This is a genomic window from Croceicoccus gelatinilyticus, assembly GCF_018398395.1.
Taxonomy (GTDB): domain Bacteria; phylum Pseudomonadota; class Alphaproteobacteria; order Sphingomonadales; family Sphingomonadaceae; genus Croceicoccus; species Croceicoccus gelatinilyticus.
The window spans coordinates 26,309-46,766 of the sequence record NZ_JAHCBF010000005.1; the positions used below are offsets into that span (position 1 = coordinate 26,309).

Consider the following 20,458-nt stretch of genomic DNA (forward strand, 5'->3'; position numbering starts at 1 on the left):
GAAACATAACAATTGCGTCGCCAACATTCGCAAACGCAGTGCATCGGGTCAGGAAATGCAGATCGCCTCGTCAAGCGGCACGCTATCAACAAGCAGGCCAAGTTCGTCCTCGATCAAAAGCATCTGCGAAATGCGCAGGCGGCCCTTCAGAATGTCTTTTGCAGCGAGTTGGCGGGCCACGTATTTGGCGGTCAGATGCGCCGAATTGAGATCGGGGCAATCCATGACGCAATCGCGCTTGTTCGGCGCGGTGTCTTCAAGGCGGAAACGATACTCAGGCATTGTAACTCCATCCGCATCAGACGCCGGAAGAACCCCGGACTTTTGGCAGAATTGGCGCAAAGCGGCAACGAGACTATCCTGACAACAATGTGACACGACAGGTGTCCCATCCGTTCATGCCGTTCGTCGCGAAAAAATTTTGCGGACGCTGGAACCGATGGGACTTCAGGGCATTCACCAATGCAAGACGGTGCCGCCTCCCTGGCCCCTCGGTGTCAAAGAACGCACCGTCTCAAACCTCCCCTGTCACAATTCGATCTGGCCCCAACCTGCTTTGGCAGGGCCACAATCCGAATCGATTGACGTTCAGGCAAAGCTTTGCGAATTGGACCCGCCTCGCGGGTGTAGCTCAATGGTAGAGCAGCAGCTTCCCAAGCTGACGACGAGGGTTCGATTCCCTTCACCCGCTCCAGCGTTCTCGTCCAGCAATGTCGGGATTTTTCGGCCTGCGAGTTTCGTCGCGCCGGTTCATGGTGGGCGGTGAGGGGCTCGAACCCCCGACCCTCTCGGTGTAAACGAGATGCTCTACCAACTGAGCTAACCGCCCTTGCCGGGGGCGCTTAGCGCAAAGTCTTGCGTTGGGAAAGCCGAGTTTTCGTGAACGAAACCGGATGACGTGCGTTCGATCAGACATGATCGCAAAAACCGCAGCAATCCGTCTGTCGCAGGCCCTGGTATTTCTTGTCCTTGCCCTGCTCGCCAGCCTCGCCCTTGTTGCTCCAGCCTTTTCCCAATCGGGCGGTTCTTCGTCCGAGCCCTACGTCTATGAAGTCGATTCGATAAACCCCGGCCTAAGGACGACATTCTCCGGCTCGCAGAACGATACGCCGCAGGCGCTGATGGAAGCCTTCATGGAGGCCGGACGGAACGAGGATTGGCGCAAGGCTTCGGGCGCTCTCGACCTGTCATATCTTCCCGTATCGGAACAGGCCGGACAGGGTCCGGAACTGGCCCGCAAGCTCCATTCCGTTTTGAAGCGAGCAATGACAATCGACTGGGCCGGTTTGCCCGATCGTCCCGACGCCGTGGACGTCACAAGTTCAGACAAGAATCCAATGGCCGGCATCGCGCGCCGTAACCTGATGCTGGCACGCGTATCAACCGAAGACCGTAGCGTCTCGATCCGGATGCATCGCCTGAAAGTCGACGGCGGCGAGCCTGTATGGTTGTTCGCCAGCCAGACGGTCGAAAATGTGCCGGCGCTTTACAAACGGTTCGGCCCCACCAAGTTCGAACAGAAGATGCCTCCCTGGCTTCGCGCTCCCGCGTTCTGGACGCTGGCTTGGTGGGAAGTCATCGCCATCCCGCTCGTTTTGCTGATCGCATTACTGGCAGCAGCCGGTACGTGGGTGGCAATCCGCACCTTCTGCCGCCGCTATGGAGAAACACTGCCGGGCCGCATCCTTGCCGCGATGAAAGCACCTGCTGCAATACTCGCCTTTGCCGGAACATTTGCGGTCGTCCGGCGCATCGTTTTCACATTTTCGGGCGCAGTGAACACCCTACTTGATCCGCTGCAGACATTGCTGATCGTCATCGCCCTTGCTGCGCTGTTCCTCGCCGTGATCGAGGCGATCCTAGACATGGTCGCCGACAGCCAGATCGACGATCTTGGAAAGCCGGATCACGAGAAAGACCGGAACTACTACACCACGCTTTCGGCCGTCCGCCGCATCATCATTGTTCTGCTCATCCTGCTCGGCATCGGGATCGTGCTGATCCAGACCAACATGACCGATACGCTCGGCTTTTCGCTTCTGGCAGGTGCAGGCATGTTCTCGCTGGTCCTCGCCTTCGCGGCACGCAAGATGCTGAGCGACATCATGGCGTCGATGCAGATCGCTTTTGCAAAGACCGCGCGGATCGGGGACGCGGTCGAGTTCAATGGGGAGTGGTGTTACGTCGAGAAGATCGGCTTTACTCATCTGCGCCTGCGCACGTGGGACGATCGCCGCATCATGGCCCCGGTCGCCTCGTTCGTTCAGTCGAGCTTCGAGAACTGGACCAAGCAGGATGCGAGCTTGCTGAAGCTGGCGCACTTGAGGCTCGACCACCGCGCCGATGTGGACGCCTTGCGCAAGGAATTCGCCAAGTTCGTCGAGGACGAAGACGGCATCTGTGACAAGGAGAATGCCAAGATTCAGGTCGTGGATCACGATGCCAGCGGCATGTGGCTGCGCATGATCGCCCGCTCGCCCGACCCCGCCACGGGCTGGGACATGCATTGCCGGATGCGCGAATATATGCTGGCCGCTGCCGCAAGGCTCGATGCGGCGGCAGGCAACGAGCCCGCACCCGCCTACCTACCGCGAGAGCGCGAGGTGCGGATCGATCTTGCGGACAAGGGTTGAGCAAGGACTTGCGCACAGGGCGTCAGGCGGCAAGTCTTGGTCCCATGAAATTCAGGACCTTGCTCGGCTCCATCGTCGCCGCCTCCGCCCTCACCGCTCCCCTCTCTGCGCAGGAGAGCGCGGAGTCGGCCGTCACGCCTGGCAGCGTGGTGAAGGCCGCCGATCCATCCGAATGGCGGGAAATTCCGGCGGAAGACCTGCTTGTCATGACACTCGCGCCCGACGACGCGGGCAAGCCGCGCGAAGTCGTGATCCAGTTGATGCCCGATCCGATCTCCAGTGCGTGGACCGCGAACATCCGCACGATGGCCAAGGCGCACTGGTGGGACGGGCTTTCGATCTATCGCTCGGTCGACAACTGGGTGGTGCAATGGGGCGATGGAGAAGACCCGGACAACCCGGAACCGAAGCCACTGCCGGACGGGATCGTCCCGACTAGCGAGGATGACTACACGCTGGATTGGTCGACTGGCATGGTCGAAACACTTTGGGGCGGCTTTGGCAGACGGCATGCCGAAGAAACCTACTACAACATGGCTGACGATGGGCCATGGTTCTCCGATCCTTATTCCAGCGCGATTGGATACGTACGGGGTCTGCCGGTAGCCACCGACCTTGAAACGCAGGTCGACGTGCAGGGAGAGCGGGTCAATCGACCGACAAGGATCTGGCCGGTCCACTGCTACGCTTCTGTGGGAGTCGCACGAGACTTGTCGCCCGATGCAGGTACCGGTGCGGAACTCTATGCCGTGATCGGCCATGCCCCTCGCCAACTCGACCGTAATATCGCGGTTGTCGGCAAAGTCATCGACGGGATCGAGCACATGTCGATACTGCCCCGCGGAACGGGCGAATACGGTGTCTACGAGACAGAGGCGGAGCATACGCCGATCGTCTCGGTTCGGCTGGCCAGCAAGCTTCCGGAAAGCGAGCGCCTCACTTTCCGCTATCTCGACACCGACAGTGAGAGTTTCGCCAAATATGCCGACGTAATCGCCAACCGGAACGACGAATTCTACAAGGTCGCGGCTGGCGGTGCGGACGTTTGCAACGTCCGAGTGCCGGTAAGGCGCGTAGAAGACTAGATCCGGTCTGCCTGCGCGACTGCATCACTGGCGCGCAAGGCGCTGATGATGCGGGTCAGGTGCGCCAGATCGCGGACTTCAATCCCGACTTCGTAAGTGCCGAACAGGTCATCGCGTGACTGTAGGCCAAGATGCGTGATGTTCGCGTGATTTGCCGCAAAAACGCCGGTCATTTCCGACAATGTGCCAAGCCGGTTGTAGAGCATGACGCGCAAGTTGCCGGTCGCACCATCGCTTCGCGGATCCCACTGCAAGTCGATCCAACGCTTCCCGTCCTCGTCCGCCAGCGTCATGCAGTCGATCGAGTGCACTTCGACCTTTCGTCCTTCCTTCACACCGATGATACGATCGCCGGGCACCGGATGGCAGCAGGTCGCCAGGGCGAACTCCGCCCCCTTGGGCAGACCGCGCAAACGAACCGAACGCGCAGGGGCCTGCCAGAAACTATCGTCGGGGAGCTCTGCCGCGCTGCCGGGGATAAGCGCTTCCATGACCTCTTTTTCGGTCAGCTTGGCGCTGCCGATCGCCAGCATAAGAGCGGTCTCATCGTCCAGGTCGAGGCGTTTCAACGCACCGTTCAGCGCCTTCTTGCCGACCTTCATCGGCATGCGCGCAACGATCGAATCGTAAAGCTCCTGCCCGATCCGCGCCGTTTCCTCACGCTCTTTCAGGCGGACCGAGCGCCGGATCGCGGCGCGGGCCTTGGCGGTGACCACAAAAGACAGCCACGCCAGCTGTGGCTCGCTGTCGGGGCCCTTGATGATCTCGACAATGTCGCCATTCGCCAGCGGCGTACGCAGCGGCATGTGGCGGCCGTTGATCTTGCAGCCCACGGCACTCGCGCCAAGGTCCGTGTGGACCGAGAATGCGAAGTCGACCGGCGTCGCGCCCTTGGGCAGCTGATACAGCGCGCCCTTGGGCGTGAAGGCGAAGATGCGGTCCTGGTAAATCGCCAGCTTCGCATGTTCGAGCAGTTCTTCCGCGTCCACCGCGGTGTCGAGAATCTCGATCAGGTCGCGCAGCCAGCCCACTTGCCCGTCCGGCGTGCGCCCGCCCTGCTTGTAGGCCCAGTGCGCAGCAAGGCCGAACTCGTTCGTTCGGTGCATTTCCTGCGTACGGATCTGCACTTCGACGCGCATCGAATTTTCATAGACCAGCGAGGTGTGCAGCGATCGATAGCCGTTCGACTTGGGCGTCGAGATATAGTCCTTGAACTTGCCGGGGATCATCGACCACGTCTGGTGCAATACGCCCAGCGCGCGATAGCAGTCTTCCGGCGTGTCGGTGATGACGCGGAATGCCATGATGTCGGTGATCTGTTCGAAGTTCACGTGACGCTCGGCCATCTTCTTCCAGATCGAGAACGGGTGCTTCTCGCGCCCCGAAACCTCGACGTTCACACCGCCTTCGGCCAGCGCCTGCTTGATACGGAACGCGATGTCATCGACCCGCCCGCCTTCTTGGCTGCGGATCTGGGCAAGTCTGCCGGTGATGGTGGCATACGCTGCCGGCTCCAGCTGCTCGAACGCAAGAAGCTGCATCTCGCGCATATATTCGTACATGCCCACACGCTCTGCCAGCGGGGCATAGATATCCATCGTCTCACGCGCGATGCGGCGGCGCTTGTCCTCATTCTTGATGAAGTGGAGCGTGCGCATGTTGTGGAGCCGGTCGGCGAGCTTAACCAGCAGGACTCGAAGGTCCTCGCTCATCGCCAGGAACAGCTTGCGCAGGTTCTCAGCCGCGCGCTCATTCTCCGGCATTTGCTCGATCTTCGACAGCTTGGTCACACCGTCGACAAGCCGGGCCACGTCGGTCCCGAAATTCCGCTCTACGTCGTCGATCGTGGCAAGCGTATCCTCCACCGTATCGTGGAGCAGCGCAGTGATGATCGTTTCCTGATCAAGCTTCAGATCGGTCATCAGACCGGCGACTTCGACCGGATGGCTGAAGTAAGGATCACCCGATGCGCGCTTCTGCGTGCCATGCTTCTGCACGGTATAGACATAGGCGCGATTGAGCAGCGCCTCGTCCGCTTCCGGATCGTAGGCCTTTACACGTTCGACGAGTTCATACTGGCGCAGCATCGTGCCCCTGATGTGCGCATTCACAGTTGCGATGCAATGACAATTTTACGCCTTTGCAACGCGGAATTGACGGAGCGGGATAAAATCCCCGTCCTCGCCTCAATTATCGGCTGAATTGATCGCTTGGCGGAAACTGATTTAGCGAAACTATCAGACAGCGAACCCCGGCCGGGGGATTGCGCCAACGCGTTCCGCCTCTGCCGGAGCTTCCTCCATGATCGGTTCCGCGTCAGGCGACGGTTCGATGATCGGCTCTTCCACGGTTTCTTCTACCGGCTCCTCGACCTGCGCCGCATCCTCGTCATCGAGGAGCGTCGTCTGGCCCTTCACAAAGCCTTCGCCCTTTTCGGGAACGATGCCGGTCTGGATTTCGATATCGCAGTTGAATTCAAGGCGTTCCTGAATTTCGCCAAGATTGGCCGTCACGCGCCCGCGCAGGCGGTCAATCTCGACCTTGCGCTGGATCAGGTAGAGGTCGCGCGTTGCCGCATAGGGATCGCCGCACTGGTCGCGAATGGCGTCGATCTGGGCATCGGTTTCAATCCGCGATTCCAGCGAGGTCAGCGCGCCGACAGGGATCGCGAAATAGGGATCGTTGAACGGCTTACCAGCAACAGCCGGAACTATCGAAAGGTCGACAAGGCGACCCGCAAGGTCGCGGACAGTCGTCGATCCGATGAACGGCAGGTACAGGTAAGGGCCTGAGCCAACCCCGTAATAGCCGAGCGTATTGGCAAGGCCGTTGTACTCGTACTCGATGTTGAAAGGCTTCTTGGAAGCGACATCGAAAACACCCGCAATGCCCAGCGTCGTGTTGATGGCAAAACGGCCAAGCGACTTAAGCGCCTTGCCCGGCTTCAACTGCAGGAGCGAGTTCAGGATATTGATCGGCTCGCCGAGATTGCGCAGGAAATTGCCCAGCCCCTGGCGGATCGGCTTGGGCAAGGCTTCGTCGTAGACTTCGGCAATCGGCTCAACCACGGCGGCATCGACCGCCTGAGAAACCTTGAACGTCGCTGCGTTCAGTTCCTCAGCCGGATCGCCTTCGGGCGGGCCAATCTCACCCTCGACGATAATGACATTTTCTTCCTCGGGCGCTTCGGCGCCGATCTCGTCCTCGGGCTTTGCGTCGAGAGAGCCATTGTCGACAGCGTCCAGCGAGGTATCCGGCGTCTCTTGCAATGCATAGACGATCGGCTTCGGCATGGCCGCGATATCGCCGCGAAACAGCGGCGTGGCAGCGTCTGCGCGAACCAGTGACGGGTCTGCAACACAATCGATATCGCGCACGCACGCCGGATGCGGCGTCGCGAGCGAAACCGTCAGTGCAAGACCGGAAATTAACATAGAACCCTCACGATACCCTGCCGCCACGACTCTTCGCGAGCGGGCAGGTTCCCCGAAAATGTCAGGCATCTGCCGCGCGCACAACAAAGCACGCGGATGGCGACCAACATGATTACAGCAGATAAGGAGCCGATGGTTAAGACCGGGTTCTCACAAATCCGGACGAAACTTCGATCACGACCACGTGGCTTCGGGCGGAAGGCTCATCAGGATGGCGTCGATATTGCCGCCGGTCTTCAATCCAAACAGCGTGCCGCGGTCATAGACGAGATTGAATTCGGCATAGCGCCCGCGCCATTCGAGCTGGCGCTGCTTGTCCGCCTCATCCCATTCCATACCCATGCGGCGACGGACCAGCTTGGGGAACACATCGAGGAATGCTTCGCCAACGTCGCGGGTGAACGCGAAGTTGCGCTCCCATGCTGAAACGTCCGCGCATTCGAGGTGATCGTAGAAAATGCCCCCTACCCCGCGCGCGACATTGCGATGCGAGATGAAGAAGTACTCGTCCGCCCACTTCGAGAAACGCTCGTAATAAGTCGGGTTATGCTTTGCGCAGGCCGCCCGGAATGCCGCGTGGAATTCCTCGGTGTCCTCTTCGTAGGGGATCGGTGGATTGAGATCGGCACCGCCACCGAACCATGCGGCTTGCGTCGTCAGGAAACGCGTATTCATGTGCACCGCCGGCACATGCGGGTTCGCCATGTGCGCGACGAGGCTGATGCCGGTCGCGGTGAACTCGGGATTTTCCTCGCTTGCACCGTTGATAGATGCAGCGAACTGCGGCGCGAAAGATCCGTGCACGGTCGACACATTGACGCCGACTTTCTCGAAGACCTTACCCTTCATGACGCCGCGCACGCCGCCACCCGGGTTGTCGTTGCCCTCTTCCTCGCGGTTCCACGGCGTATATTCGAACGATGCCTCGCTTCCGGCTTCACGCTCGATCGCCTCGAAGGCGGCGCAGATACGGTTGCGGAGGGTTTCGAACCACTCTTTCGCGGCGGCGGTCTGTTCTGTCCACTCGGTCATGCAGCAGCGCTTGCCAAACCACGGGCGCTGCGGCAATAGCGCTCTGATGGTTCCCGTTTCGTTCGCATCTTTTTCCTTCGCTGGCGAGGAATGGCACATGGTCGACGGCCGTGCCCTGTTCTGGCCGCGCGAAAATGCTCTGCTGGTCGCAGACCTGCATCTTGAAAAGGCAAGCTGGTATGCAAAGACGGGACAGCCCCTGCCCCCGTACGACAGCCGCGAAACGCTCGAACGGTTGGCCAACGCGATCAAGGCGACGGGCGCGCGGCGGGTGTTCACGCTGGGCGACAATTTCCACGACAACGAAGGGCCGGAAAGGCTCGAAGCGCATGCCAAGGGCATGCTCGACGCGCTGACCCGTGCGGTGGATTGGGTCTGGATCACCGGCAACCATGATGAGAAACATGGACTGCGCCGCGCTCCGGGCGGAACCCAAGTGGCGGAGATGGAAGCAGGCGGCCTTCTGCTACGCCATCAGGCGGCACCGGGCGAAACGCGCCCCGAACTGTCGGGACATTTCCACCCTCGCCTGCAGGTCTCGATCCGTGGCCGCCGCATCGTGCGCCCCTGCGCCGTGACGAGCGAGAGCCGCATGGTCCTGCCCGCATTCGGTTCTCTTACTGCCGGCATGGACGCTGCCGACCCAGCCATCCGCGCCGCCCTGCAACCGGCCAACAAGGCCGATGCCATCGTTCCGGCCGCGGGAAAGCTGCTACGTTTTCCGCTCTGGTCCACCGCCGCATAGTGGCCAAACGGATGCACTAATCGCGTATCGGCGCGGATCGGGGCCTGTTGCCCCTTTAAATACATCCGATTTGGTTCTAAACCGCGCGCGACGAGGGGGAGCCGTTTGCAAAGCCGCAATGCGGACCCCATCTTTTATTCGTAGTATTCAGCCGACTGAGGAGAAGGCCCCATAGCACGTCCACCCCGCCGCTCAATTCAACCACCGGTCAAGAGCGGGCCGCGATTCAACAATTTCATTCAGGTAGACAAGGTCCGCGTCATCGATGACGAGGGCGAAAACCTTGGGGTGATGTACACGCGCGAAGCGATCGAGCGCGCCGCCGAGGTTGGCCTTGACCTCGTCGAGGTGTCGCCGAATGCCGACCCGCCGGTGTGCAAGTTCCTGGACGTGGGCAAGTTCCGCTACGAGGCGCAGAAGAAAGCCAACCTCGCACGCAAGACGCAGAAGACGCAGGAACTCAAAGAGATCAAGATGCGTCCCAACATCGATGACCACGACTACGATGTGAAGATGAAGAACATCGTCAAATTCATCGAACACGGTGACAAGGTGAAGTGCACCCTGCGCTTCCGTGGCCGCGAAATGGCGCACCAGGAACTCGGCCTCGAACTGCTGAACCGCGTTCGTGCCGACGTCGATGAGATCGCGAAGGTCGAGGCCTTCCCGCGCCTCGAAGGTCGTCAGATGGTGATGGTGCTGGCGCCCAAGTAAGCGCCGCACCTTTATCCGCCCGCCAGCCTTCAGGCGGCGGGCGGCTCCCACAATTCGATAGCGTTGCCGTCCGGATCATGGATTCGGGCGAAACGCCCTGTTTCGGGCGAATCCCATTCGTCCCGACGCTCTGCGGCTATGCCGCGGTCGGCAAGTCGCACGACCAGCGCATCCAGACCTGACACCCGCAGATTGATCATGAACGCCTTGTCGGCGGCGAAATAGTCGCTGTCGGCCTTGAACGGCTGGAAGACCATCGCGCCTGCCTCGGGAAACCAGAACCAGTCGGCGGCAGGATGCCCATCGGCCACGCCGCAACCGGGCCCGACGCCAAGATGCTCCTTGTACCACGCAGCAAGCGCATCGGGATCACTGCTTCGGAAAAACAGCCCACCCATGCCCAGCACTCGACCCTCGCTCATGGCCTACTCCTCTTGCCCTGACCGGAGGCGAGGCTAGAACCGCAACGGGACGAGCGGAAGGGGCATTGCGTGTCGGGGGCAAGGATCGGATTCTGGCTGGGGCTGGCGCTGATGGCGGTCACTGTCGTCTTCCCGCCGCCCGCCGGGATGGAGGGAACGGCGTGGCATACCGCCGGGCTCGTGCTGTGGATGGCGACATGGTGGATGACGCAGGCCATCCCGCTGTCGGCGACGGCCATGCTGCCTTTCGTAGTCCTGCCGCTTTCGGGCGTGTCACCTGCAAAGGCGGTGGCATCGTCCTACTACTCACCGATTATCTTCCTGATTCTCGGCGGCGCCATGCTGGCGCTCGCCATTGAACGAACCGGCCTGCATCGCAGACTTGCGCACGGGCTCGTCAGGCTCGGCGGGCATAGCGCCTTTTCGATGCTGCTCGCCTTCATGGTTGCGACGGCCCTCCTCTCAATGTTGATCAGCAATACATCCTCGGCCCTCATCATGGTTCCGATGGCGCTCGCCGTGATTGCTGGCGGCGCACCGCAGGAAAGCGAAGAACCGGTGCAGACCGGCATTGCGGGGGCCTTGCCCATTGGCATCGCTTTTGCCGCGACGATCGGCGGGTTCGGCACCATCGTCGGCACGCCGACAAACGCAATCGCGGTGGCATTGCTTGACGAGATGCTGGGCGTGAAGATCAGCTTCGCGCGCTGGATGGCTTTCGGCCTGCTGCTGGTTGCGATCTCGCTGCCGGTCGCAGCGATCCTGATCGCGCGTGTACAGCGCCTGTCCGAAGACCGTTTCGATGTCGATGCCGCCCGTGCTTCCCTCGCCTGCGCGGATCACTGGACTCAGCCGCAAAAGCGCATGAGCGTGATCATCGCCCTCGCCTTCGTCGGTTGGCTGGTCGCTCCATTCCTCGTCAATAGCCTCCCTGACGGTGCTCTGACCGACGGCACCGTTGCGATCATTGCAGCGCTGATCCTGTTCGTACTTCCGGACGGAACCGGACGCCCCATGCTGACCTGGAAAGAAGCAAACCGCGCCCCGTGGGATGTCTTGTTGCTCTTCGGTGGCGGGCTCGCCTTGGCCAGCGGAATGGCAGCCTCGGGGCTGGCCGACTGGCTTGGTCAGATGTTGCTGCCGCTGCAGGCCGTGCCGCTTTTCGTCGTCGCCATGGCAATCTGTGCTCTGGTAATCGTCATCACCGAGTTTGCCAGCAACGTAGCCACCGGCAGCGCCATAATCCCGGTAGTTGCCGGGCTTATCGCGGCACTCGGCGTCGACCCGATCCTGCTTGCCATGCCCGCGGCCATCGCGGCTTCGTGGGGCTTCATGCTTCCGGCTGGAACAGGACCAAATGCTATCGCGTGGTCTTCGGGGCATATTGCCCTGCCCGCGATGATCCGCTCCGGATTCATGCTCGATCTGGCAGGGGTGATCCTGCTGCCAAGCGTGATCTGGGTCGTCGCGCTTATGCTGACCTAGGGTATTTCGCCCCGTTCACGCCTGATCTCGCGCCACTTCACGACGTTGTCGTTGTGGCCCGACAGACTGTCGGCAAAGGCGTGACCGCCCGAACCATCGGCGACCATGTAAAGGGCCTTCGTCTCGGCGGGATGCAACACCGCGAGGATCGATTCCCGGCCCGGATTGGTTATCGGCCCACGCGGCAGACCGTCCATCGAGTAAGTGTTGTAACCGTTGACGGCATCGATCTCCGACCGCCTGATCCGGCGGCCCAGCGGCTTGCCCTTGGTGATCGGGTAGATGATCGTAGGATCGGCCTGAAGCCGCATGCCGACTTTCAGGCGGTTCGAATAGAGCCCCGCGACCATACGCCGTTCGCTCGGCACCCCGGTTTCCTTTTCGACAATGGCAGCAAGGCTCAGCGCCTCTTCCACAGTCTTTACCGGAATGTCGGCATCGCGCTTTGGCCACTCGGCGGCGAGAAAATCGGTCATTGCCTGCTGCATCCGGGCCAGCACGTCCGCACGGCTCTCACCGCGCTCGAAATCGTAACTGTCGGGCAGGACGGAGCCTTCGGCAGGAACATCGACTTCACCGGTCAGCAACGGTTCTGCCATCAGGCGTTCGTGAACCATGACCGAGGGCAGCCCCTCAGGGATCGTCACCATGCGGCGGATGACTTCGCCATGCTGCAAGGTATTGAGAATGCTTGCCGGGCTTGAGCCTGCCGGAAGCATGAATTCGCCCGCCTTCACCGGATCGCCACCGCCAAGTATCTTGGCGCGCAGCAGGAATGCATCGGCTGAGCCGATCAGACCTTCTTCTTCCAGCTTGGCCGCAGTCGAGGTCAGTGACGCGCCCGAAGGCACGATAAACGCGGTATCCTCGTCGATCGCGGATGCCGCATACCAACCGGAGGCGAACCAGCCCGCAATGCCCGCGATGGCGACGACCGCCACCGCGAACAGCACGAGAATCCCGCGTTTCATGATGTTTAGTCGACCGCCTTCATGATCAGCGATGCGTTGGTGCCGCCGAAACCGAACGAGTTGTTCAGCACGGCTTTCACGTCACGCTTCTTCGCGATCTTCGGGACGAGGTCGACGCCTTCGGTGCCTTCGTCCGGATCGTCGAGGTTGAGCGTCGGCGGTACGATCTGGTCACGGATCGCGAGGATGCAGAAGATCGCTTCGACAGCGCCTGCGCCGCCCAGAAGGTGGCCGATGGCCGACTTGGTCGAGCTCATCGATGCGCCGCCCAGATCGTCGCCCAGCACGCGCTTTACTGCGGCCAGTTCGATCGTGTCGGCCATCGTGGAGGTGCCGTGGGCGTTGACGTAGTCGATATCGCCTTCGCCAAGACCTGCCTTCTTCAGCGCCATGCGCATCGCGTTTTCCGCACCCTTGCCTTCCGGGTGCGGCGCAGTGACGTGATAGGCGTCGCCCGACAGGCCATAGCCTACGACTTCGGCATAGATTTTCGCACCGCGCGCCTTGGCGTGCTCGTACTCTTCCAGCACGACGACGCCCGCGCCTTCGCCCATGACGAAGCCGTCACGACCCTTGTCATAGGGGCGGCTGGCCTGTTCCGGTGCGTCGTTCGACGAGCAGTTGAGAGCCTTCGCCTGCGCAAAACCGGCAATGCCGATCGGGCAGATCGTGCTTTCCGCCCCGCCCGCCAGCATGATGTCGGCATCGCCGTCCTTGATCATGCGAGCCGCGTCACCGATCGAGTGCGCGCCCGTGGAACAGGCCGTGACCACCGCGTGGTTCGGCCCCATGAGGCCGTACTTGATCGAGACCTGGCCCGAGATCAGATTGATGAGACGCCCGTGGACAAAGTGCGGACTGACGCGGCCCGGGCCCTTGTTGGCCAGAACCAGCGATTCGCTTTCGATACCTGGCAGACCACCGATGCCCGAACCGATTGAGCAACCGGCACGCAGCTTCGTGTCCTCGTCCATGTCGAGGAGATTTGCATCTTCCAGAGCCTGACCGGCAGCATCGATGCCATAGACGATGAAGGGATCGACCTGGCGGCGGATCTTGAAATCGACGCGCTTGTCCGGATCGAAACCATATTCGTGATCGGCAGGTTTCACTTCACAAGCGATCGTGCACTTCTGGTCCGACGTGTCGAAGCGGGTGATCTGGCCTGCGCCGCTCTTCCCGGCGATCAGGTTGTTCCAACTCGTTTCGACATCGCCGCCAAGCGGGGTGACGAGGCCAAGTCCGGTTACGACGACACGGCGCATCTTAGTATCTCCGGGAAACTCTTCGCGGCAAATCCGCTGCAAACGCAACAGGCCCAGCCCAGCGGGCCGAGCCTGTCGTTAAAGGCCCGATCCGCTGGTGCGGCGGGCAGAACAAAAGGGTGATTAGCCCTTGTGCTCTTCGATGTACTTCACGGCGTCGCCGACAGTCGTGATCTTTTCGGCAGCGTCGTCCGGGATTTCGACCCCGAATTCTTCTTCGAAAGCCATGACCAGCTCGACAATGTCGAGGCTGTCCGCGCCCAGATCGTCAATGAAGCTCGCATCCATCGTCACCTTGTCGGCTTCAACGCCCAGGTGTTCGACGACGATCTTCTTAACGCGTTCCTCGGTGTCGCTCATTGATAACCCTCTCGGTAAAAGCGGTATGTTGAAACTCGCCGCTTGCCCTAATCAAGCGGCTCAGGCGTTGCAAGGGGAATGAACCCTTCCCCACAACCCCTTTCGCACGGCCGTAGCGTCAAGTCCGCTCTCGTGGTGAGAGATGGACACCGACGCATGGCGGCCGCGCAAGGTCCTTGATCAGTCGCCGATCTGGTCCACGCGCACCTTTTCGGCGTCGGTTGCCTTGGGCGGCTCGATCGTGCGGATGTGCAGTTCACGCAGCTGCTTGGGGCTGACCACGGTCGGGGCCTGCATCATCAGGTCCTCGCCCTTCTGGTTCATCGGGAAGGCAATGACCTCACGGATCGCCTGCTCGCCAGCCAGCAGCATGACAATGCGGTCGATGCCCGGCGCCGAACCGCCGTGCGGCGGCGCCCCGAACTTGAAGGCGTTGATCATGCCCGAGAAATTCGCGTCGACTTCTTCCTGGGAATAGCCTGCGATCTCGAACGCCTTGTACATGATGTCCGGACGATGGTTCCGGATCGCACCCGAGGACAGCTCGTAGCCGTTGCAGACGATGTCGTACTGCCACGCCAGAATGTCGAGCGGATCCTTGGTTTCCAGCGCTTCCATCTCGCCCTGCGGCATCGAGAACGGGTTGTGGCTGAAATCGATCTTCTTCAGGTCCTCGTCGTACTCGTACATCGGGAAGTCGACGATCCAGCAGAACTTGAAACAGCCCTGTTCGATGAGGTCGAGATCCTCGGCAACACGAGTGCGGGCGGCACCGGCCAGCTTTGCCGCGTCCTTTTCCTTGCCGGCGGCAAAGAACAGGCCGTCGTCGGGGCCGAGGCCAAGCTCGTTGTAGAGCTGTTCCATGCGCTCGGGCCCGTGATTCTTGGCAATCGGACCGCCAAACTCGCCGCCCTTGCGGGTGACGTAGCCAAGCCCTGCGAAACCTTCGCCGCGGGCCCAGTTGTTCATGTCGTCGAAGAACTTGCGGCTCTTGTCCGCAGTGTTCGGGGCCGGGATCACGCGGACCTTACCGCCGCTGCCCACGATCTTCTCGAACAGGCCAAAGCCCGACGTTTCGAAGTGCGAGGTAACGTCGGAAATGATCAGCGGGTTGCGCAGGTCCGGCTTGTCGCTGCCGTACTTCAGCATCGCCTCGGCATAAGGGATGCGCGGGAATTCACCGGCCGGCGTCACCGAGAAACCGCCTGAGAATTCCTCGAACACGCCCGCAAGCACCGGTTCCAGCGCCTGGAACACGTCTTCCTGCGTGACGTAGCTCATTTCGAAGTCGAGCTGGTAGAACTCGAGGCTGCGGTCGGCGCGAAGGTCTTCGTCGCGGAAGCAGGGTGCGATCTGGAAGTACCGGTCGAAGCCCGAGACCATCAGCATCTGCTTGAACATCTGCGGCGCCTGCGGAAGCGCGTAGAACTTGCCTGCATGAAGGCGGCTGGGCACGAGGAAGTCGCGCGCGCCTTCGGGGCTCGACGCCGTCAGGATCGGGGTCTGGTACTCAAGGAAGCCCTGGTCCGTCATGCGGCGGCGCAGCGAGGAAATCACCTGCGAGCGCAGGACGATGTTCTTGTGCATCGTCTCGCGGCGAAGGTCTAGGAAGCGATACTTGAGGCGGATTTCCTCGGGGTACTCCTGCTCGCCAGCCACAGGCAGCGGCAGTTCGTCGGCGCGGCTCTGCACCGTAATGGCGCGGGCGAAAACCTCGATCTCGCCGGTCGGCAGGTTCTTGTTAATCGTCGATTCGGCGCGGCTCTTCACTTCGCCATCGATGGTTACGACCGATTCCACGCGAAGCTTGTCCAGCACTTCAAGTGCCGGGCTGTCTTCGTCGGCGACGATCTGGGTCATGCCGTAGTGGTCACGAAGGTCGATGAACAGGACGCCGCCGTGGTCGCGCTTGCGATGGACCCAGCCCGAAAGGCGAACGGTGGAACCGACATCGGCCGCCGTCAGCGCGGCGCAGGTGTGAGTGCGATAGGGATGCATGATGCTGTTACGCTCGAATAATCGAAAATGAATGGATTGGCGCCGCCCCTAGGCCATGCCGAGGGGGATTTCCAGAGGCGGTTTCAAGCTCGCCACATGGTTAACGGCATTTCAAGCCTGTGGCTAAAACTCTTCTTAACCATCGCCCCGTTAGAACCATGCTCAGATGACTTAAGGGGCCATGCATGTTTGCGAGCAACATTTTCGGCAGCGAGGACGAGCTTTTCGCCTTCCTCAGTGACGTGGAGGCACTGCTGCGCCGCGGTCAGCCGGACGTTGCGGCGGGTATTCTGGAAAGCCAGTTGGGCGACCTTGCCGACGAAGGCAACGAGCTTGCGAAGCTTTGCCTGAAGGTCCCGGTTAGTGCGATCCGCATCGTCGGATGGGAACAGCTGACGACGAAACTCGAAAAGCTCGACCGCCCGAACCGCCCCGTTACCGCCGTCAGCATCGACATCTCCGCTCCGTTCGAAATGCCGCAGCTCGAAGAAAAGCACGGCAATTTCTACGAACCGGACATCGACACGGTCTATTATACAGACAGCCTCTACAAGTTCACCGGCTCCGACCGTGACACGATGCTGGAGGCCTATACCCAGCAAGGCGCGCCGTGGCACGGCCACTTCGAAAACGTCGACTCCACTATCGGCATTCGCGGGCTTGGCGGGATCTACGGCGAAGTCCTGATCGCGCAAAAGGCCTGCCGCGCCGACGATCACGAAGACGCAATGGAACAGGATGCAGCCGCGATCGCGTCGGCCTTCATCGCCGTCCGCCTGCACCAGGCCATCAAGGCCACGGCCGAAGGGCGCGGAATGCCCCGCCCGATGACGCTTCTGGTCGGCAACAATGAAAGTTTCCCGTTCTACGACGCCCCCGTCATCACGCGCCTCGAATACGAGGACATGCTGGATGCAGAGGGTGAAGAGGACGATTGCGGCAACTACGACGCCATGTTCGCCCCGTTGCAACTGGCGCCGATGCCCGACGATTACGATCCCTTCGCAAGCGTGCCCGGAGAGGAACAGGTCTCCGGCGCGTCGCTGCGCAAGCGCCTGCGCGAAGCGGAACCCGAACAGGAGGCGGCGAACGACCAGTCGCCCGGCGGCTTCGGCGGCTTCCTGAACAAGATCCTGAAGCGCAGCGCCTGAGGAGAACCGCATGGTCTTTGCCAGTCAGCTTTTCGCCACCGAGGAAGAGGAACGCCGCTTCCGCCTGAAGGTCGAGATGATGCTGCGCGAAGGCAAGCCTGACCTTGCCCTTGCCGCCGTCGATGCACGCCTTGGCGAAATTGCGGAGCGGCCTTTTGCCAAGCTCGCCCTCTCGCTCGAGCCTGAAAGCATAGAAATCACCGGCTGGGAAAAACTGGCGACGACCATCGATTCGCTCGACGTCCATGGTCAGCCTATCAGCGCGATCGGCATCGATTTCTGCAATCCCGCGCAATCCGGCGGCAAGCCGGACGATGCAATGAACCTCAAGCCCGTTCTGGAAACCGTGTACTACTGCGACGAAGTCTTCCCCTTCACGAGCAGCGACCGCCCCGCCGTCAACGCGGGATATGGCCGGGCCGGACCTCGCTGGCAGGGTGGGTTCGACCATAATGACCACGAGATCGGTGTCACCGGCCTCGACGCGATCTATGGCCGCTATCACGCCGTGCTGCCGCATATGGAAGCGGGCGAGCTGACCGAACTTGCAGATTACGACGCGCCTCGCCTCACCGCGATGCGTACGGCGGTCCTGCTGCACATGGCCGTCGCCTGTGCGGTCGAGGAAAAGGGCCTGCCCCGCGCGATGGCCGTGATGGTCGGCAGCAACGATGATTATCCGTGGTTCGACGCGCCCGTCATCACACGCGACGAATATGACGAGGCCACCGACGCGCAGGCCGAATCGGGTGATACCGACGAGGCGCTGTTTACCTCGCTCGCCACGCTGGCCCCGGTTCGGCAGAACTCGACTTATCGCTTCACGCCCGAAACCGAACATGTTTCTGGCCGATCCTTGCGCCACAAGCTGGTGCGCGAGGCACAGGAAGCAAGCGCCGAAGTGGATACCGTTGTCGCAGGCGAAGCGAACGAGCGTACGGGACTTTTCGGCCGCCTCTTCCGCCGCTCTGCCTGAAACGGGCACAAAATGCCTGAAATCGGGGCACGACAGTGCATGCGCCGTTGAATGAGACCGGCCGGTGCACTAATGCGCCGTCTCGATGAAAGTACACGATCTGATCACGTCTACCGATGAGCTTCGCGCCATCTGCGATCGCTTTGCCACCGCGGATTTCGTAGCCGTCGACACCGAATTCATGCGCGAGTCCACGTATTGGCCGCTGCTCTGCCTCGTCCAGATCTCCGACGGCAAGGAAGCGGCCGCGATCGATCCGCTGGCCGAAGGCATCGATCTCAAGCCCCTGCTGGACCTGCTGACCGAGAACGAAGACGTTCTGAAGGTCTTCCACGCGGGCGGACAGGACGTTGAGATCATCTACAACCTGACCGGCAAGACGCCGCACCCGATCTTCGACACGCAGATCGCGATGATGGCGATCAGCCAGTCGGAACAGATCGGTTATTCCAACCTCGTCGAATCGTGGCTGGGCACCGCGATCGACAAGGGTGCGCGCTTTACTGACTGGTCCCGGCGCCCACTGACTGAACGTCAGCTCGAATATGCGATCGGCGACGTCACTTACCTGTCGAAGATTTTCCCGAAGATGCTGAAGAAGCTGGTGAAGACCGGGCGCGGCGCCTGGCTGAACCAGGAGATGGAGCGACTGGCCGATCCGTCGAACTATGCGACCGATCCGGGCACCTTGTGGCGCCGCGTACGTGCATCGGGCCGCAACCCGCAAATGCTGGGACGGCTCAAGGCGCTGGCCGCATGGCGCGAAAACGAGGCGCAGGACAAGGACATCCCGCGCGGCCGCATCATGCGTGACGAGACACTGGCCGATCTTGCCAGCCACCCGCCGAAAAAGCAGGCCGACCTTGCCAAGGTGCGCGGTCTTTCGAACGGCTGGAAGGACAACGACATCGGCAAGCGCCTGATGAAGGTGCTCGACAACGCCGAACCGCTACCCGGTGACGAAATGCCCGAGCGTAAGCGCGGCGCGCCGCTGGGCAAGGAAGGAGCGTTGGTCGCCGACCTGCTGAAACTGCTGCTGAAAATCCGCGCCCGCGAGATCGACGTCGCCGCTCGCCTGATCGCGCGGTCGGACGACATGGAGCAGCTTGCCGCCGGCGTGCGCAAGGATCTGCCCATGCTGGAAGGCTGGCGTTTCGAAGAATTCGGACGTGATGCGCTCGATCTCGTCGAAGGCAAGCTCGGCTTCGGTGTTGAAAACGGCCGCCTCAAGATCGCCCGCATCGGTGAAGACCCGATTGCCCCCGTGCCGGAGAATCAGGAAGCGTGAGCGCGACCTACCTGCCGACGCTCAAGCAGCTGCAGTACCTTATCGCACTGCATGAGCATGGGCATTTCGGCAGGGCGGCCGAATCGTGCTTCGTTTCGCAGTCGACCCTTTCGGCGGGCATTCGCGAACTCGAATCGCTGCTCGGCGTCACGCTGGTCGAACGCACCCGGCGCGTCGTTCGCTTTACGCCGCTTGGCGAGCAGGTCGTCGCCAAGGCACACCGCCTGCTAAGAGAGGCCGAAGAACTTTCCGATCTCGTCCAGTCCGCTGGCCAGCCCCTTTGCGGCGAATTGCGGATGAGCGTGATCCCGACGATCGCCCCGTTCCTGCTGCCACGCATTCTTCCGCGGCTTCGCAAGGAACGTCCGAAGCTCAAGCTGTTCCTGCGCGAAGAGCCAAGCGCGGACGCGATCGAATCGCTGCACCACGGGCGAGCCGACTGCGTCCTGCTCGCGCTCCCCTTCCCCACCGGCGAAGTCGAATCGGAGAAGATCTGCGACGATCCGCTCTACGTCGCCTTCCCCAAGGATGATCCGCGCGATCCGCCCAAGGAAGTGCCGCCGTCGATGATCGACGAGGCACGGCTGATGCTGCTGGAAGACGGCCACTGCCTGAAAGAGCACGCGCTCGCGGCCTGCAACCGGCCCGAGATGCGAGCAAGCGCGACAATGATCGGCACGTCGCTCCACACGCTGGTGCAGATGGTCGATAATGGCCTTGGCCTTACGATGCTGCCCAAGATGGCGCTGGACGCAGGTATCCTGCACGAAACGCAAGTCATCGCCCGCCCGCTGCAGTCCGACAACGCGAGCCGCGAGATCGCTCTGGTCTGGCGAAAGGGGAGTCCGCGTGCTGACGAGTTCAAGCTCCTCGCCAGCGAACTGCGCGAGGGCTGAGCG

Annotated in this window: 18 protein-coding genes and 2 tRNA genes; 10 read left to right on the plus strand and 10 right to left on the minus strand. The window is 61.4% G+C overall.

Annotated features, from left to right (window positions below):
* Positions 1-48: 48 nt before the first annotated feature.
* Positions 49-282: a DUF6894 family protein gene (locus KIH45_RS11455; RefSeq protein WP_213176151.1), complete on the minus strand. Its 234-nt coding sequence runs from the start codon at positions 280-282 to the stop codon at positions 49-51.
* Between the two features lie 338 nt (positions 283-620).
* On the opposite strand from KIH45_RS11455, the gene KIH45_RS11460 reads away from it, so the two are divergent.
* Positions 621-694, plus strand: a tRNA-Gly gene (locus tag KIH45_RS11460).
* Between the two features lie 59 nt (positions 695-753).
* On the opposite strand, the gene KIH45_RS11465 is transcribed toward KIH45_RS11460, so the two are convergent.
* Positions 754-829 (minus strand) — tRNA-Val (locus KIH45_RS11465).
* An 85-nt stretch (positions 830-914) separates the two neighbouring features.
* Between KIH45_RS11465 and KIH45_RS11470 the strand changes: the two genes are divergently transcribed.
* Positions 915-2,633: a mechanosensitive ion channel family protein gene (locus tag KIH45_RS11470; protein ID WP_213176152.1), complete on the plus strand. Its 1,719-nt coding sequence runs from the start codon at positions 915-917 to the stop codon at positions 2,631-2,633.
* Between the two features lie 44 nt (positions 2,634-2,677).
* On the plus strand, positions 2,678-3,718 hold the full coding sequence (locus tag KIH45_RS11475; RefSeq protein WP_213176153.1) for a peptidylprolyl isomerase: 1,041 nt from the start codon (positions 2,678-2,680) through the stop codon (positions 3,716-3,718).
* On the opposite strand, the gene KIH45_RS11480 is transcribed toward KIH45_RS11475, so the two are convergent.
* The 3 genes from KIH45_RS11480 to hemF form a co-directional block, all read right to left on the minus strand.
* Positions 3,715-5,805, minus strand: coding sequence for a RelA/SpoT family protein (locus tag KIH45_RS11480; protein ID WP_213176464.1), 2,091 nt, complete (start codon positions 5,803-5,805; stop codon positions 3,715-3,717). The two genes, KIH45_RS11475 and KIH45_RS11480, sit on opposite strands and share 4 nt — an antisense overlap.
* Before the next feature lie 150 nt (positions 5,806-5,955).
* Positions 5,956-7,152, minus strand: coding sequence for an MlaA family lipoprotein (locus tag KIH45_RS11485; RefSeq protein WP_213176154.1), 1,197 nt, complete (start codon positions 7,150-7,152; stop codon positions 5,956-5,958).
* 174 nt (positions 7,153-7,326) lie between these two features.
* Positions 7,327-8,184 (minus strand): oxygen-dependent coproporphyrinogen oxidase, encoded by an 858-nt coding sequence (hemF, locus tag KIH45_RS11490; RefSeq protein WP_213176155.1) that lies wholly within the window; start codon positions 8,182-8,184, stop codon positions 7,327-7,329.
* Between the two features lie 46 nt (positions 8,185-8,230).
* On the opposite strand from hemF, the gene pdeM reads away from it, so the two are divergent.
* Positions 8,231-8,929, plus strand: a complete 699-nt coding sequence (gene pdeM, locus KIH45_RS11495) for a ligase-associated DNA damage response endonuclease PdeM (RefSeq protein WP_213176156.1) — start codon at positions 8,231-8,233, stop codon at positions 8,927-8,929.
* A gap of 195 nt (positions 8,930-9,124) precedes the next feature.
* Positions 9,125-9,643, plus strand: coding sequence for a translation initiation factor IF-3 (gene infC, locus KIH45_RS11500; protein WP_213176465.1), 519 nt, complete (start codon positions 9,125-9,127; stop codon positions 9,641-9,643).
* Positions 9,644-9,672: 29 nt separating this feature from the next.
* On the opposite strand, the gene KIH45_RS11505 is transcribed toward infC, so the two are convergent.
* Complete coding sequence (locus tag KIH45_RS11505) at positions 9,673-10,065, minus strand: VOC family protein (RefSeq protein ID WP_225899877.1); 393 nt, start codon at positions 10,063-10,065, stop codon at positions 9,673-9,675.
* 69 nt (positions 10,066-10,134) lie between these two features.
* On the opposite strand from KIH45_RS11505, the gene KIH45_RS11510 reads away from it, so the two are divergent.
* Entirely contained in the window at positions 10,135-11,550 is a 1,416-nt protein-coding gene (locus KIH45_RS11510) for an SLC13 family permease (protein WP_337925471.1), read from the plus strand.
* Here the strand turns inward: KIH45_RS11510 and mltG are convergent.
* From mltG to aspS, 4 genes are all read right to left on the minus strand, one after another.
* Positions 11,547-12,521 carry an endolytic transglycosylase MltG gene (mltG, locus tag KIH45_RS11515; RefSeq protein ID WP_213176157.1) on the minus strand — a complete coding sequence of 325 codons (975 nt, stop codon included), beginning with the start codon at positions 12,519-12,521 and terminating at the stop codon, positions 11,547-11,549. The two genes, KIH45_RS11510 and mltG, sit on opposite strands and share 4 nt — an antisense overlap.
* A 5-nt stretch (positions 12,522-12,526) precedes the next feature.
* A complete protein-coding gene (fabF, locus tag KIH45_RS11520; RefSeq protein WP_213176158.1) occupies positions 12,527-13,786 on the minus strand; it encodes a beta-ketoacyl-ACP synthase II in 1,260 nt (419 codons plus the stop codon).
* A 123-nt stretch (positions 13,787-13,909) separates the two neighbouring features.
* Entirely contained in the window at positions 13,910-14,146 is a 237-nt protein-coding gene (locus KIH45_RS11525; protein WP_047821044.1) for an acyl carrier protein, read from the minus strand.
* Between the two features lie 180 nt (positions 14,147-14,326).
* Complete coding sequence (gene aspS, locus KIH45_RS11530; protein WP_213176159.1) at positions 14,327-16,144, minus strand: aspartate--tRNA ligase; 1,818 nt, start codon at positions 16,142-16,144, stop codon at positions 14,327-14,329.
* A gap of 185 nt (positions 16,145-16,329) precedes the next feature.
* Here aspS and KIH45_RS11535 point away from each other — a divergent pair, with 185 nt between their 5' ends.
* The 4 genes from KIH45_RS11535 to KIH45_RS11550 all read left to right on the plus strand — a co-directional run bounded on the left by KIH45_RS11535 (position 16,330) and on the right by KIH45_RS11550 (position 20,455).
* On the plus strand, positions 16,330-17,295 hold the full coding sequence (locus tag KIH45_RS11535) for a hypothetical protein (protein ID WP_213176160.1): 966 nt from the start codon (positions 16,330-16,332) through the stop codon (positions 17,293-17,295).
* A 10-nt stretch (positions 17,296-17,305) separates the two neighbouring features.
* The gene (locus KIH45_RS11540; RefSeq protein ID WP_213176161.1) at positions 17,306-18,271 is read left to right on the plus strand and encodes a hypothetical protein; all 966 of its coding nucleotides are present in this window, start codon (positions 17,306-17,308) and stop codon (positions 18,269-18,271) included.
* Positions 18,272-18,356: 85 nt separating this feature from the next.
* Positions 18,357-19,559 carry a ribonuclease D gene (gene rnd / locus KIH45_RS11545; protein ID WP_213176162.1) on the plus strand — a complete coding sequence of 401 codons (1,203 nt, stop codon included), beginning with the start codon at positions 18,357-18,359 and terminating at the stop codon, positions 19,557-19,559.
* Positions 19,556-20,455: a hydrogen peroxide-inducible genes activator gene (locus tag KIH45_RS11550; RefSeq protein WP_213176163.1), complete on the plus strand. Its 900-nt coding sequence runs from the start codon at positions 19,556-19,558 to the stop codon at positions 20,453-20,455. Before rnd ends, KIH45_RS11550 begins: the two co-directional genes overlap by 4 nt.
* The last annotated feature ends 3 nt before the right edge of the window (positions 20,456-20,458 follow it).

Bases quoted from the DNA above. Each gene is read 5' to 3' on its own strand.
- KIH45_RS11455 (WP_213176151.1), bottom strand. From the start codon at position 282: ATGCCTGAGTATCGTTTCCGCCTTGAAGACACCGCGCCGAACAAGCGC.
- KIH45_RS11470 (WP_213176152.1), top strand. From the start codon at position 915: ATGATCGCAAAAACCGCAGCAATCCGTCTGTCGCAGGCCCTGGTATTT.
- KIH45_RS11475 (WP_213176153.1), top strand. From the start codon at position 2,678: ATGAAATTCAGGACCTTGCTCGGCTCCATCGTCGCCGCCTCCGCCCTC.
- KIH45_RS11480 (WP_213176464.1), bottom strand. From the start codon at position 5,805: ATGCTGCGCCAGTATGAACTCGTCGAACGTGTAAAGGCCTACGATCCG.
- KIH45_RS11485 (WP_213176154.1), bottom strand. From the start codon at position 7,152: ATGTTAATTTCCGGTCTTGCACTGACGGTTTCGCTCGCGACGCCGCAT.
- hemF (WP_213176155.1), bottom strand. From the start codon at position 8,184: ATGACCGAGTGGACAGAACAGACCGCCGCCGCGAAAGAGTGGTTCGAA.
- pdeM (WP_213176156.1), top strand. From the start codon at position 8,231: ATGGTTCCCGTTTCGTTCGCATCTTTTTCCTTCGCTGGCGAGGAATGG.
- KIH45_RS11505 (WP_225899877.1), bottom strand. From the start codon at position 10,065: ATGAGCGAGGGTCGAGTGCTGGGCATGGGTGGGCTGTTTTTCCGAAGC.
- mltG (WP_213176157.1), bottom strand. From the start codon at position 12,521: ATGAAACGCGGGATTCTCGTGCTGTTCGCGGTGGCGGTCGTCGCCATC.
- fabF (WP_213176158.1), bottom strand. From the start codon at position 13,786: ATGCGCCGTGTCGTCGTAACCGGACTTGGCCTCGTCACCCCGCTTGGC.
- KIH45_RS11525 (WP_047821044.1), bottom strand. From the start codon at position 14,146: ATGAGCGACACCGAGGAACGCGTTAAGAAGATCGTCGTCGAACACCTG.
- aspS (WP_213176159.1), bottom strand. From the start codon at position 16,144: ATGCATCCCTATCGCACTCACACCTGCGCCGCGCTGACGGCGGCCGAT.
- KIH45_RS11535 (WP_213176160.1), top strand. From the start codon at position 16,330: ATGTTTGCGAGCAACATTTTCGGCAGCGAGGACGAGCTTTTCGCCTTC.
- KIH45_RS11540 (WP_213176161.1), top strand. From the start codon at position 17,306: ATGGTCTTTGCCAGTCAGCTTTTCGCCACCGAGGAAGAGGAACGCCGC.
- rnd (WP_213176162.1), top strand. From the start codon at position 18,357: ATGAAAGTACACGATCTGATCACGTCTACCGATGAGCTTCGCGCCATC.